The sequence below is a fragment of the Sphingomonas jinjuensis genome (assembly GCF_014197105.1).
In the GTDB taxonomy this organism is placed as follows: domain Bacteria; phylum Pseudomonadota; class Alphaproteobacteria; order Sphingomonadales; family Sphingomonadaceae; genus Sphingomonas; species Sphingomonas jinjuensis.
This window is the reverse complement of sequence record NZ_JACIEV010000004.1, coordinates 262,129-275,723: the sequence shown is the minus strand read 5'-3', so window position 1 is coordinate 275,723 and position 13,595 is coordinate 262,129. Positions and strand designations below refer to the sequence as shown.

Below are 13,595 nucleotides of genomic sequence, written 5' to 3'. Positions count from 1 at the left end.
CTTGCGATCCGGCGGCGACAGACCGGCCGGGCGAGGCAGGCGAGGGGATGATGGGAAGGACGATCGCGTCGGGGGAAGGCGCGGTCGTTGGGACGACATGCGTGCGGGGGTATCGTGGCAAATAAGAAGACAGCGCTCATCACCGGTGCGACGGGGCAGGACGGCGCGTATCTCGCCGAGTTGCTGTTGGCGAAGGGATATGAGGTCCACGGTATCAAGCGGCGGTCGTCGTCGTTCAATACCGGGCGGATAGAGAGCATCTATCAGGATCCGCACGAGGAAGGCGCGCGCTTCCACCTCCATTACGGCGACCTGACCGATTCGACGAACCTGATCCGGATCGTCCAGCAGGTGCAGCCCGACGAGATCTACAACCTGGCCGCGCAGAGCCATGTCGCGGTGAGCTTCGAAACTCCGGAATATACCGCCAACGCCGACGGCATCGGCACGCTGCGCCTGCTGGAGGCGATCCGCATCCTGGGGATGGAGAAGACGGCGCGTTTCTATCAGGCGTCGACGTCGGAGCTGTACGGGCTGGTGCAGGAAGTGCCGCAGCGCGAGACGACGCCCTTCTATCCGCGATCGCCCTATGCCGCGGCGAAGCTCTACGCCTATTGGATCGTCGTCAATTACCGCGAAGCCTATGGCATGCACGCCTCGAACGGCATCCTGTTCAACCACGAGAGCCCGCTGCGCGGCGAGACGTTCGCGACGCGCAAGATCACGCGTGCAGCCGCGGCGATCAAGCTGGGGCGGCAGGACAAGCTGTATCTCGGCAATCTCGATGCGCGGCGCGACTGGGGCCATGCGCGCGAATATGTCCGCGGCATGTGGCTGATGCTGCAGCAGGACGAGCCGGACGATTACGTGCTGGCGACGGGCGAGACGACGCCGGTTCGCACCTTCGTCGAGTGGGCGTTCGCCGATGTCGGCATCGCGCTGCGCTGGGAAGGCGAGGGCGAGAACGAGAAGGGCTATTGCGCCGAGACGGGGCGCTGCCTGATCGAGATCGACCCGCGCTATTTCCGCCCGACCGAGGTCGACCTGCTGATCGGCGATCCGAGCAAGGCGCACCAGAAGCTGGGCTGGCGGCACGAGACGAGCCCACGCGACCTGGCGCGCGAGATGGTGCTGGCCGATCTGGAGACGATGAAGCTCTCGCCGATCGCCAAGGGGGCCTGAGCGGTGGCGGCGGGCGAAACGTTCGCGCTGGCGGGACGGCGGGTCTTCGTCGCCGGGCACCGCGGCATGGTGGGATCGGCGATCGTGCGGCGGCTGGCGACCGAGGAATGCACCGTGCTGACCGCCGATCGGGCGGCGGTCGACCTGAAGAACCAGGCGGCGGTCGAGGCGTGGTTTGCGCAGAACCGGCCCGACGTGGTGTTCCTGGCCGCGGCGAAGGTCGGCGGGATCCTGGCCAACGACAGCTATCCGGCGGACTTTCTCTACGACAATTTGATGATCGAGGCGAACGTGATCGAGGCGGCACACCGCCACGGCGTCGCCAAGCTGATGTTCCTGGGATCGTCGTGCATCTATCCCAAGATGGCGCCGCAGCCGATCGTCGAAGAGGCGTTGCTGACCGGGCCGCTCGAGCCGACCAACGAATGGTATGCGATCGCGAAGATCGCCGGGATCAAGCTGGTGCAGGCGTATCGGCGCCAGCACGGCTGCGACTTCATTTCGGCGATGCCGACCAATCTGTACGGGCCGGGCGATAATTTCGACCTGGCGTCGAGCCACGTCCTGCCCGCGCTGATCCGCAAGGCGCATGAGGCGAAGGCGGCCGGCGCGGCGTCGATGGAGATATGGGGCACCGGCACGCCGCGGCGCGAGTTCCTGCACGTCGACGACCTGGCCGACGCCTGCGTGTTCCTGATGCGTCACTATTCGGGTGACAGCCACGTCAACGTCGGGTCGGGCGACGATATCTCGATCGAGGAACTGACCCGGCTGGTGGCCCAGATCGTCGGGTTCGAGGGCGACATCACCCACGACTTGTCGAAGCCCGACGGGACGCCGCGCAAGCTGATGAGCGCCGACAGGCTGACGCAGATGGGCTGGCGTCCGCGCATCGGGCTGCGCGAGGGCGTGGCCGCGGTCTACGCGCTCTACCGCGACCATCTGGCGGCGCGGTGACGGCGATGAACGTCCTGATCCTCAGCCTGAACTATGCGCCCGAGCCGGTCGGCATCGGCCCGTACAGCCACGGCATGGCGACCGCGCTGGCGGCGGCGGGGCACGACGTGACGGTGGTGTGCGGCAAGCCCTATTATCCGGCGTGGAAGCCCGACCCGGCCTATACCGGCGGCGGGGTGCGGCGGGCCCAGGAAGACGGCGTGGCGGTGGTGCGGGTGCCGCATTACGTGCCGGCGGTGCCGAGCGGCGGCAAGCGGTTGCTCCACCATATCGGCTTTGCGCTGCGCGCATTGCCGGTGCTGCTGGCCGAAGCCCGGCGGCGGCGGCCCGACGTGGTGATCGGGGTGGCGCCGTCGCTGATCTCGGTCGTATGCGCGCGCTTTGTCGCGCAGCTGATGCGGGTGCCGTTCTGGCTGCACGTCCAGGATTTCGAGGTCGAGGCGGTGTTCGCCACCGGACTGCTGCCGGCGAACGGTGCGCTGACGCGGGTCGCGCGGTGGTTCGAACGCCAGGCGATGGCGGCGGATCGGGCGAGCAGCATCTCGCCCCAGATGTGCGCGAAGCTGGCCGAAAAGGGATTCGCGCGCGACCGCATCGTCGAATTCCGCAACTGGGCGCAGATCGACCATATCCGCCCGCTCGAGCGCCCGTCGGTGCTGAGCGAGCACTGGGCGATCGATCGGCCGCTTGTCGCGCTCTATTCGGGCAATATCGCCAACAAGCAGGGCATCGAAATCATCATCGCGGCGGCACGGCGGCTGGCGCATCGTCGCGACCTGATGTTCGTGATCTGCGGCAACGGGCCGAACCGGGCGCGGCTGGAGGAGCAGGCGAGCGGGCTCGACAATGTCCGCTTCCACGATCTGCAGCCGATCGAGCTGCTGCCCGAATTGCTCGGCCTGGCCGACGTCCACCTGCTGCCGCAGATCGCCGGTGTGGCGGACCTGGTGCTGCCGTCGAAGCTTGCCAACATGCTGGCGTCGGGGCGGCCGGTGGTGGCGACGGCGCTGCCCGGCACTGGCCTGGCGCGCGAGGTCGAGGATGTCGGCATCGTCACCGCGCCCGAAGATGCCGACGCCTTCGCCGATGCGATCCAGGCGTTGCTCGACGATCCGGCGGAGCGGGCCAGGCTGGGCGATGCGGCGCGCCGCCGGGCGGAGACGCGGTGGAGCCGGGCGACGATCCTCGACCGCTTCGAGCGCGATCTGGTGCAGGGCGTGACGCCGGCGGCCACGGCGACGGCGGCGGTGCTGTCGGTGGCCGATCCCATCGAGCTGCGATGATCGTCGCCGCTCCTGGTCGTGCGTCACGGGCGGAGGCGGTGGCATGAGGGCGGCGCGCGTTTCGCGCGGGATCGCTGCCAACATCTACGACAAGCTGGCGGTGGCGCTGGTGCAGCTGATGCTGGTGCCGATCATGGCGGCCGGCTGGGGGCTGGACACCTATGGCGTGTGGGTGCTGCTGGCGACGATCCCGAGCTTCCTGGCGTTCAGCGACCTGGGCTTCGCGAGCGCGGCGGGGACGCAGATGACGATGGCGGTCGCGCGCGGGAACCGCGACGAGGCGGTGGCGATCATGCAGAGCGCTTGTGCGGTGATCGTGCCGGTGTCGGCGGCGATGTTGCTGCTGGTGCTGGCGGGATGCTGGCTGGTGCCCGACGCGTTGTTGCCGACGTCGGCCGCGGTGTCGCCGGATGCGGCGCGCGTGACGCTGTGCCTGCTCGCGACCTATGGGCTGATCGCGTTGCAGGGGAGCATCGTCACCGCGGGTTTTCGCTGCGAGGGGCTGTTCGCCGTAGGCGTGATGTGGACGGGACACACGGTCCTGTTCGAGAATATCGCGCTGGGTGCCGCAGTGATGGCAGGCGCGACGCCGCCGGTAGCGGCAGCGGTGCTGCTCGCCGGGCGGACGCTGGCGCTGGTGGCGCAATGGCTCGTGCTGCGGCGGCGCGTCGGCTGGCTGACGTTCGGATGGACCCGCGTGCGGCGCGAGACGGTAAGCGCGCTGACCGGGCCGGCGCTGGCGGTGGCGGCACTGCCGGTGGCGCAGGCATCGTTCCTGCAGGGGACGGCGCTGGCGCTGGGTGCGGCGGCCGGGGCAGCGGCGGTGCCGGCGTTCACCGCGACGCGGACGCTGTCGCGGATCGGATTGCAGATGACGCAGCTCGTCACCCACGCGCTGATGCCCGAGTTCACCGCCGCGGTCGCGCGCGAGGACCGGCCGGCCCAGGCGCGGATGCTGGTGGCGACACTGGCAGCGGCGGGGATCGTGGCGGTGCCGTTCGCGGTGGTACTGGTCGTCGCGGGGCAGCCGCTGGTGATGCTGTGGACGCGCGGGGTGATCCATCCGCCGCAGTTGCTGATGGTGGTGATGGCGGCGACGGTGGTGCTGGGCGGGCTGTGGAACCCGCTGTCCAACCTGATCCTGGCGATGAACCGGCATGCGGGATTTTCCTATCCCTTCGTGGTGCTGGCGCTGCTGACGATGCCCGCGAGCTATGCGCTGTCGACGTGGATCGGTGCGGCGGGTGCGGGGCTGTCGATCGCGGTGCTCGACGCGGCGATGTGCATCGTCATCGCTCGGATGGGGCGGCGCTGTTTCGTCAGCATCGGTGAGGCGCGGGTCGCCGCGGGCGAGATGCTGGCACGAGGACGACGGTTGCTGGCCCGGCGGCCGGGATGATTGTTCTCTTTTTGTTTTCCTACATGGATCAACATGGCTAGCTCGATCGACGGGCGATTCGGATCGCTCGTCATTCGAGAGGCAATTCCATGCAGACCTTTCCCACCACCGCCGCGCCGGCGAGCTTCGTGCCGCTGACCGCGATGGCCTATACCGCGGACAGCGGCGAGGCGGTGGCCATCGATGCTGCGCACCCGCTGCCGATTACGACCCGACTGAGCGCCGCGGCGAGCGTGCCGCTGACCGGCAGCGCCGCCGCCAGCAGTGTCGCCGGGCCCTTCACGCCCGACAAGGCGCGGCCGATCTGGCTGACGCTGTCGGGCAGCTGGAGCGGAAGCGTCACCGTCCAGCGATCGACCGACGGCGGCGCGACCAAGCAGCCGCTGACCGTCGCCGGCCAGCCTTGGGGCGTGTTCACCGCCAACGCGAACGAGATCGTGGCCGAGGAGACGGTGGAGGGCGCGACCTATTACCTGACCATCACGATCGCGTCGGGGTTGCTGAGCTATCGGGTGGCGCAATGAGCGCGCTCGACTTCGGCGCGCGCGGCATGGCCGCGCAACTGCGCGCCCGCGTCGATCGGTCGGCGGTGCTCGGGCGGTTGCAGCGTTCGATCAGCCGCGCCGGGCCGTCGCTGCCCACGGTGATGACCACGCCGCCGACGATCGGCGCGCCGACCGGCACCTCGGCGATCACCGGCACGCTGTTCGCGCCGTACAGCGCCGGCGTCGCCACCGATCTCGACAAGTTCACGCTGATGCGCGGCACCTGGCGGCCGGTGAACGCCACCTATCCGCAATACAGCCTGGCGATCCCCGATGCCGTCACCAATGGCGACGGCACGGCGGGCGGGACGGGCGCCAACAAGTTCGACGGCACCGGCGGCCTCGTGCGGTTTCAGTCGGCCGCGCCCGACCTGGAGATTTGCTTCTACGCGCCGGGCCAAGCCAACGCCCAGGGCTTTCGCCTGCGTGTCGACGGCCAGTATGTCCAGACGGGCTCGCTCGGCATGAATGCGGCGACGAACGGCGCGAGCAGCTTTATCCGGCTGACCTGGGGCGACGGCTCGGCGGCGAACCGGCGGATGCGCGTCTACGAGATCGAGGGCTTGCCGCAGTTCAAGTTCGGCGGGGTGAAGTCGGCCGCGATCTATCCGCCGTGCGCGGCGCCGCCGATCGACGGCCTGAACGTCATCGTTCACGGCGACAGCTTCGTCGGCAGCACCGGATCGACCGCGGCGGCGCTGTATCCGGGCATGGGGTCGCAGATCGCGCTGCTGCTCGGCCAGCCGGGGTGTATCAACTCGGGCGTCGGCGCCACCGGCTTCGTCGCCAACGCCAACAACCAGCGCAACACCTTCATCCAACGCGTCCAGGCCGACGTGATCGCGCGCGCGCCCGACGTCATCGTCGAGATGGGCGGGATCAACGACGAGAACCTGATCGGCGGCAGCGCGGCGACGATGCAGGCGGCGGTGTCGGCCTGGCTGGACGCGGTGATCGGCTCGCTGCCCAATGTGCTGATCTTCATGACCGGGCCGATGACGCCGGGGACGCCGAACGCCAACCGGCTGGCGGCGCGAGACGGCAAGAAGGCGGCGGCGGCGCTGTATCCGAACAACGTCGTGTTCATCGACAATCTGGCCGAAGCCTGGGTGACAGGCACCGGGCGGACGGGCTTGACCAAGGGCGACGGCAACGCCGACTGGGTGACCGGCGGCACCGACGGCGCCGACCCGACGCACCCGACCGACGCCGGGCATGGCTACCTCGCGGTGCGGACCGCGCAGGCGATCGCAGCGCGGTTGCCGCGGGGGTAGCGACGGGGGAGCGGGTGGTGGTCGGCGTGCTGCCCGCTCGTTCGCCCTTATGTGAGAATGCTGCGGGCGTGGGCGGCGATGGCGGCGCGAAAGTCACGCCATTGCCAACGGGCGGCCTCGTCGCGAATGGCGGTGCGGTCGAGTTCCCCCGCCTGCGCGGCAGCCGACAGCCGGGCGAGCGCCGCCGCCAGCAGGTCGATGTCGCCGCTGGGCACGATCGTCGCCGCACCGGCCGACAGATCGAGATCGGGAAGCCCGGTGTTCTCGGTCGCGACGGCATGGCAGCCGCGCGACAGCGCCTCCAGATAGACGAGGCCGAAGCCTTCGACGAGCGAGGGCATGACGAAGACGTCGGATGCGGCGTAGAGCGCGTCGAGATCGGCGCGCTCCTGACGGCCGAGCAGGCGGATGCTGGGGCTCTTGACCATGGCCCTGATGCCGGGATCGATCCGGTAGCAGACGAGCGTGAGGCGAGCGTCGGGCAGATCGGCGCGCTGCCACGCGTCGATCAGATGGTGCAGCCCCTTGCGCTGGACGCCCTGGCCGACGAACAGGAATTCGGCTTGCGCCCGCTCGCTCGCGACGGGAGGAGAGGGATCGGCGAGCGGGAGCGCGTCGAAGGCGTAGGGCACGACGGTGATGATCGATGGATCGCAGCCGGCATATTCGAGCGAACGGCGGGTGATCGAACTGGCGCAGGACACCGCGTCGGCGCGGCGCCAGACGTCGTGTTCGGCATCGTCGCGCTTGATCGCCGCTTCCTGTTGATAGGATTGGCGGGTCGCATCGGGATAGCGCGCGTGGTCGGCGGCGAGCAATTCCCACAGCAGACCGGGAAGCGGATGGAATTCGAAGATCGCGCGCCGCGTGCCGGGGGCGATCTGGCAGTCGGCCGGCAGATAGGGGCTGTAGCAGTACAGATGACTGCGGGTCGATCGCGCGACGCGGCCCGCGACATGACCGAGCATCCGATCGGTATGGCGGAACACCGGCGCCATCGGTGCGCCGAGCAGCTCGGCAGCGGCCTGAACGCCGAAGCTCGCCAGCGCGCTGGTCGTCGCGGCATGGGGAAGCCCGTCGATGCGGCGGCGGCGCAGCGGGGCGGGCAGCCAGCCAGGCGGCGCATCAGGCGCATAGAAATCGGTGACGAAGCGTTCGAGCAGCCCCGCTTCGTACAGGGCGAGCGGCACCTGATAGCCGTCGCGGTTGCGGTTGATCGCGCAGACGAACCGGTCCTGAGTCATCGCACCTTCTCCCGTTCGATGAGGTGGCGGACGCCAGCGGTGAAATGGCGGCAATCGCCGCGGTAGCGCGAATCGCGGGTGGCGGCGGCGGCCCGGTGCCAGCACGCCTCGTCCTCCGACAATAGCGCCATCGTCGCGGCCCAGGCATCGGGTTCGCGCGGGTCGAGGAGGAAGCCGTTGAGGCCGGTGTCGATCAGCGTGTCGCAGGCGCCGGCGTTGGTCGAGGCGAGTACGGGGACGCCCATCGCCTGCGCCTCGATCACGACGAGGCCGAACTGCTCCTCGATGCTGGGCAGCAGCAGGCACAGTGTGCGCGACAGGATGCTGGCGACGTCGTCGGTCTGGACGAAACCGTGGAAATGGACGTGGTCGGCAAGGCCGAGGCGATCGACCTGCGCGTGCAGCTCGCCCTCCAGCGGGCCCGAGCCGCAGAGGTGCAGGTCGCGGGCCACGGCGGGGCCGGCGGCGCGCCAGCGGGCATAGGCGTCGATCGCGAGCGCGATGTTCTTCTTCGCCACATGGCGCGCGACGACGACGAAGTGGCGGTTCGCGAAGGGGGTGCCGTCGGGGGCGGGGGGCGCCGCGGCGAGCGCCTCGATCCGGTCGACCGACAGCGTGTCATAGCCCAGCGCGATGCGATCGGGCGGCAAGCCGAAAAACGCGAGATAGTCGCGCGCGCGCCGGCTGGCGGTAAGCGCGCCGCGATAGGGCAGCAGGAACAGCGACTTGACCAGCTCGCGCGGGAGGCGGCGGGGGTAGTCGTCGAACTTGCTGTCGATCATCGCATGGACGCGGACGCGCGACAGGCGGAGCAGCAGGGCAGCGATCAGGACGTGCGGCTCTTGGTAATGGCACAGGAAGACGTCGCGGGCGCCGGTGCGGCGGCACGCGCGCCACAGCCGCCAGGCATCGCGGAGCGGGCCGCGGCGGCGGTCGGCGGGGAACAGCGTGCGTGTGTCGTAGGCGGTGCCCGCGACCGACGCCCACGCATAGACGCGGCTCTGCTCGCCATCCTGGAGCGCGACGATCCGATGGGTCTCGGCGAGGTCGGCGGCGAGCCGTTCGAGCCGGTCGACATGGGTCGGGCCCAGATTCTCCCAATAAAAGGTCAGTGTCGTCCGGTCGGTCATCGGGCGATACTCCGCAGGTGAGCGTCCAATGCGCGGAAGCCGTCGACCATCCGGTCGAGCGACAGGTTCGCGGCGACGTAGCGCTCGATGTCGGCGCGCATCGCCGGGCGCAACGGCACGGACGCGCGGGCGATTGCGACCAGCTGGTCAGCGAGGGCGCGCAGCGTGGTCGGGGCGACGCGAACGCCGGTGACGCCGTCGACGATGTTGCCATGCTCGGGATGGTGGCGGCGATCGGCGCCGGGATGATCGTAGAGCACGACCGGCACGCCGTAGAGCAGCGCATTGACGGCGGCGAGGCCGATGCCGCCGGCATAGACGAGCGCGCTGGCCGACTGGAAATAGCGGGCGAGTTCGTCGGCGTCGTAGACTTCGCCGGTGATGCGGACGGCGTCGCCGAGCGGCGCGGCGGCGGTGCGGACGGCGGCCATGTCGGGGCCGTCGCCAACGATCGTCAGCCGCAGCCGCGGGGCGTCGGCCAGCGCGAGTGCGAAGGCACGGACGAGGTCGGGCACCGCCTTGTCGCGGGTCAGCCGACCGACGAACAGCAGGTGCGCGGCAGCCGGATCGGCCGGCGAGGTATCGATACCGCGGCCCGGCAGCGTGGCCGGGTCGAGGGTGTTGTGCGCGACGAACACCGGCGGCGAGGCGGGCAGCCAGCGATGGAGGAAGGCCGCGCCCGCCCCATCGTAGCACAGATGCGCATCGGCGGGGGCCATCAGCGCGAGGCGAAGCGCCTGCGCGCCGAGATCGGCGGGCGAGCGGAAGCCGCGCTCGACGTTCGCCCCTTGCGACCAATAGGCGAGGCGGCGCGGGCCGCCCCGACCGAGCAGCCGGTCCGCCGACAGCCGCCAGGACGACGACATCTGCGGGCTGAATTCGGCGACGATCGCATCGGGCGCGAGCGCGGCGAGGATCGCGTCGACCGGGACGGTGGCGCGATACTGGCGCGCGCGGTGGCGACGGATCGCGAAGCGGTGGAGCCACGGCGGATCGGCATCGGGCACGTGCAGCCCGTGCGCATCGCCAGCGCCGCCGGTGGCGACGACCCAGCCAAGCTCGTCATGCAGCCGGTCGAACAACGCGAAGCGGTAATGCGGGACGGTCCGCTGAAGAACGATGGTGCGCAAATAGTCCCCGTCCGCTGCGCCGGCATCCGCTCGCCTCCCCCCGGAAGCAGGACCCGATCCCCCGACGTCGTTGGCGACAGGATGACGGCTTTGTCAATGTCGAGACTATCCCGTCTTGCGACAATTCCACCGCGAAAGCCGACAATTACTTGCCTGGCTGACGGTGGCATGCGATCTCTTGCGCAAGGGTTGGGGGACCATCGATGACAGCGCCGATCTATCGGCTGGGCCACTGGCGCCTTTTCGTTTGTTTTGAAGAACTTGCGCTGAAGCTTGTGGCTGCTTCGGTCAGGCTGCCGCGATGATGCCGGGGATTGACGATGGCGGCGATTCGCCGGCGGCGGCGATCGATGCGTGCGCCCGTGCCGGCGCGGGGGCGGCGCGATGACCTTCATGCTGGTGCTGGGCGTCGTGCTGTGGATTGCCGCCGTCGCCTGCTATTGGCGCAGCGGCGTCGCGTCGCTGTTCCACCCGGCAGGCTATTACCTGTTCTTCCACGGGCTGGTGTTCGTGGTCCGCCCGATCCTGGGCGCCGTCTACGACTATCGCTACATCTACCACGTCTTCCAGTTCACGCCTTCCGATGCCGAGCGGATCACCGCGCTGCTCGTCGCCGACGTCGGGCTGGTGTCGTTCATGGCGGCGGTGCTCTACGTCGGGCGCGAGCGGCTGGTGCTGCGCGGGCGCGAGCGCGGGATCGAGATCGCCCGCCGGCGCTTCCCCGGCGCGATGTGGCTGGCACTGGCGCTGTGCTTGGGACCGGCGGTGTATTCCACGATCCTGAGCCTGTCGAAGAAGCTCGCCGACAGCGGCGACATGGTGCTCGACGCTGCGACCGGCGCCTACATCAACACGTCGACCAACGGCTATCTGACCGATTCGGGCAACATGCTGATTCCGATCGTCGTGCTGATCGCCTGGTATTACCGGTTCCGGCCGGCGTCGCTGTTGCCGTTCATCGTCTATATGGGCGCGCGCCTGATCAACGGCGGCGGGCGCTGGACGTTCGTCATGGCGGCGGCGTCGATGGCGCTGGCCTATCTGTACGACCGGCGGCGGGCGTGGCCGGAATGGCGGACGATCGCGCTGGGCGTGATGGCGATGGCGCTGTTCACCGTCGTCGGTGCCAACCGCGCCTTCTTCGCCGAGATGCTGTCGGATCAGGTCGCGACCAGCGAGGAGGTCACCTTTCTAGCCCCGCTGGAGGACGAGCATTACGCCAACCAGGAGATGCTGGAGTATCTGGTCTACATCATCCCCGAACGTACCAAGACCTATGGCTGGTTCCTCGACAACCTCCAGGTGCTGACCGAACCGATCCCGCGCGTGCTGTGGCCGGGCAAGCCGGTGGGGCCGCCGATCCAGCCGTACAAGCTGTTCGATTACGGCTATCCGATCGGCATGACCTATTCGCTGCCCGGCGAAGGCTGGGCGCAGGCGGGCTGGATCGGGGTGATCCTGTGGTGCGGGCTGTTCGGTGCGCTGTGCGGCAAGGCGTACAACTGGTTCGCGCGATCGATGCAGACCGAATATCAGGTCGCCTGCTACATCCTGTTGCTGCCGCTGAGCATCCAGCTGTTCCGCGACGGCCAGCTGATCTCGGCGTTGCGCTTTCCGCTATTCTATCTGGTGCCGATCGCGTTGTGGTGGCTGTTCGCGTTCGCCGCGGGGCGACGGGTGCGGCGGGTGAGCGATCCGCGGCGGCTGATCGCGGCGCGGCCGGCGTGAGCGGGATCGCGGGGCGGCGCATCGGCCTGCTCACCGCCTGGGCATCGCGCGCCAACGGCGGGGTGTTCGAAGCGGTGGTCGCGCAGTGCGACATGATCCGGGCGGCTCGCGGCGAACCGGTGGTGGTGGCGCTGGCCAGTCCCGACGACGCCGCGGATCATGGGCGGTTCGGCGATGCCGAGGTGCTGACCGCGCCGGCGATTGGCCCGGCGGGGATCGGCTTTTCACCAGCGCTTCGCGGCGTGCTGGAGCGCGCGCGGCTCGACCTGCTTCACCTTCACGGCATCTGGACGGCGACGTCGCTGGCGGGGGCGGGCTGGGCACGGGGCGGGCGGCCCTATGTCGTCTCGCCGCACGGCATGCTCGATCCGTGGATCATGGCACGCGGCCGGTGGAAGAAGCGGGCGGCGACGCTCGCCTATGAACGGCACAGCTGGCAGCGTGCGGCGCTGTTCCACGCGCTGACCGAGGCGGAGGCGGCGGACATCGCCGCCGCGACGGGCGGCGCGGCGACGGCGGTGATCCCCAATGCGGTGGCGCCGGCGACGGCCACGCGTCGGCCCGGCGAGCGCCATGTGCTGTATCTTGGCCGCATCCATCCGAAGAAGAATGTCGAGGCGCTGATCGCGGCGTGGCGGCTGTTGCGCGAACGCGGCGCGCTGCCCTTCGAGGCGAGCTTGCGCATCGCCGGCTGGGGCGAGGCCGAGCATGTCGCGGCGCTGGAGGCGGCGATCGCCGCCGGGCCGGGGAACGACGTCGCCTTTCTGGGGCCGGTGTTCGGCGCGGCCAAGGCTCAACTACTCGCCGATGCGCGCTTCCTGGCGCTGCCGTCGCATAGCGAGGGGCTGCCGATGGCGATACTGGAAGCCTGGGCGAGCGGTACGCCGACGCTGATGTCGGCGCATTGCCATCTCCACCAGGGGTTCGCGCGCGGTGCGGCGATCGACTGCGGCACGAGCGTCGAGGAGATCGCGGCGGCGCTGCGCACGGCGATGCTGATGGACGAGGCGGCCTGGACGGCGATGGCGGCGAAGGCGGCGGCGTTGGCGGCCGAGGCGTTCGCGCCGGGCGTGGTCGCGGCGCGGTGGGACCAGACTTATGGCGCGCTGATCGCGGGGCGGGCGGCATGAAGGTGCTCGACGCCGCCACGACCCGGCCGCTCGAGGGCGGCGCCAGCTTCTCGCTCGGCAACCGGCTGTTCCGGGCGGCGTGGGGGGTGGCGTGGCTGGTGCTGGCGCGCTGGACGCCGCCGCCGCTGCACGGCTGGCGCCGGCTGGTGCTGCGCGCGTTCGGGGCCAAGGTGGGGCGGGGCGCGCGGCTCTATGGCTCGACGCGAGTCTGGTATCCCCCGCACCTGGTGCTGGGCGATCGCGCGCTGCTGGGGCCGGGGGTCAACGTCTATAATCAGGGACGGATCACGATCGGGCGGCGCGTGGTGGTGTCGCAGCGGGCGCATCTGTGTGCGAGCAGCCACGATATCCGCGATCCCGATTTCCAGCTGGTATTGCGCCCGGTGACGATCCGCGACGGCGCCTGGGTAGCGGCGGAGGCGTTCGTCGGCCCGGGAGTGACGGTGGGGGAAGGGGCGGTCGTCGGCGCGCGCGCCGTGCTGCTGCGCGATGCCGAGGCGGGCGGGGTGTATCAGGGGAACCCGGCGGTCTGGGTGAAGCCGCGGGGGTTGGTTCGTTCGGATTGAGCTGCCCTCACCCTTTCGGCGCTGCGC

12 protein-coding genes are annotated in these 13,595 nt (G+C 69.8%); 9 read left to right on the top strand and 3 right to left on the bottom strand.

What is annotated here, in order from left to right; genetic code table 11:
- The first annotated feature begins 114 nt into the window (after positions 1 to 114).
- The 6 genes from gmd (at position 115) to GGQ80_RS08905 (ending at position 6,640) form a co-directional block, all read left to right on the top strand.
- On the top strand, positions 115 to 1,182 hold the full coding sequence (gene gmd, locus GGQ80_RS08930; protein ID WP_343050967.1) for a GDP-mannose 4,6-dehydratase: 1,068 nt from the start codon (positions 115 to 117) through the stop codon (positions 1,180 to 1,182).
- Between the two features lie 3 nt (positions 1,183 to 1,185).
- Positions 1,186 to 2,139 carry a GDP-L-fucose synthase gene (gene fcl, locus GGQ80_RS08925; RefSeq protein ID WP_343050966.1) on the top strand — a complete coding sequence of 318 codons (954 nt, stop codon included), beginning with the start codon at positions 1,186 to 1,188 and terminating at the stop codon, positions 2,137 to 2,139.
- Between the two features lie 5 nt (positions 2,140 to 2,144).
- Complete coding sequence (locus GGQ80_RS08920; protein WP_183984096.1) at positions 2,145 to 3,422, top strand: WcaI family glycosyltransferase; 1,278 nt, start codon at positions 2,145 to 2,147, stop codon at positions 3,420 to 3,422.
- Positions 3,423 to 3,465: 43 nt separating this feature from the next.
- The gene (locus GGQ80_RS08915; protein ID WP_183983881.1) at positions 3,466 to 4,821 is read left to right on the top strand and encodes a lipopolysaccharide biosynthesis protein; all 1,356 of its coding nucleotides are present in this window, start codon (positions 3,466 to 3,468) and stop codon (positions 4,819 to 4,821) included.
- A gap of 89 nt (positions 4,822 to 4,910) precedes the next feature.
- Positions 4,911 to 5,345 (top strand): hypothetical protein, encoded by a 435-nt coding sequence (locus GGQ80_RS08910; protein ID WP_183983879.1) that lies wholly within the window; start codon positions 4,911 to 4,913, stop codon positions 5,343 to 5,345.
- A complete protein-coding gene (locus GGQ80_RS08905; RefSeq protein WP_183983877.1) occupies positions 5,342 to 6,640 on the top strand; it encodes an SGNH/GDSL hydrolase family protein in 1,299 nt (432 codons plus the stop codon). Before GGQ80_RS08910 ends, GGQ80_RS08905 begins: the two co-directional genes overlap by 4 nt.
- 47 nt (positions 6,641 to 6,687) lie before the next feature.
- On the opposite strand, the gene GGQ80_RS08900 is transcribed toward GGQ80_RS08905, so the two are convergent.
- From GGQ80_RS08900 to GGQ80_RS08890, 3 genes are read right to left on the bottom strand one after another with little or no spacing between them, the layout of a single operon-like run.
- Positions 6,688 to 7,884, bottom strand: a complete 1,197-nt coding sequence (locus GGQ80_RS08900) for a glycosyltransferase family 4 protein (RefSeq protein ID WP_183983875.1) — start codon at positions 7,882 to 7,884, stop codon at positions 6,688 to 6,690.
- The gene (locus tag GGQ80_RS08895; protein ID WP_183983874.1) at positions 7,881 to 9,014 is read right to left on the bottom strand and encodes a glycosyltransferase; all 1,134 of its coding nucleotides are present in this window, start codon (positions 9,012 to 9,014) and stop codon (positions 7,881 to 7,883) included. The genes GGQ80_RS08900 and GGQ80_RS08895 overlap by 4 nt, the downstream gene beginning before the upstream one ends.
- Positions 9,011 to 10,144, bottom strand: coding sequence for a glycosyltransferase family 4 protein (locus GGQ80_RS08890; RefSeq protein WP_183983872.1), 1,134 nt, complete (start codon positions 10,142 to 10,144; stop codon positions 9,011 to 9,013). The genes GGQ80_RS08895 and GGQ80_RS08890 overlap by 4 nt, the downstream gene beginning before the upstream one ends.
- Positions 10,145 to 10,528: 384 nt before the next feature.
- Between GGQ80_RS08890 and GGQ80_RS08885 the strand changes: the two genes are divergently transcribed.
- Genes GGQ80_RS08885 through GGQ80_RS08875 form a run of 3 tightly spaced genes read left to right on the top strand, consistent with a single transcriptional unit; the run spans position 10,529 to position 13,568 of the window.
- A complete protein-coding gene (locus GGQ80_RS08885; RefSeq protein WP_183983871.1) occupies positions 10,529 to 11,872 on the top strand; it encodes an O-antigen polymerase in 1,344 nt (447 codons plus the stop codon).
- A complete protein-coding gene (locus tag GGQ80_RS08880) occupies positions 11,791 to 13,002 on the top strand; it encodes a glycosyltransferase (RefSeq protein WP_221364280.1) in 1,212 nt (403 codons plus the stop codon). Before GGQ80_RS08885 ends, GGQ80_RS08880 begins: the two co-directional genes overlap by 82 nt.
- A complete protein-coding gene (locus tag GGQ80_RS08875; RefSeq protein ID WP_183983867.1) occupies positions 12,999 to 13,568 on the top strand; it encodes an LbetaH domain-containing protein in 570 nt (189 codons plus the stop codon). Before GGQ80_RS08880 ends, GGQ80_RS08875 begins: the two co-directional genes overlap by 4 nt.
- Positions 13,569 to 13,595: the final 27 nt, after the last annotated feature.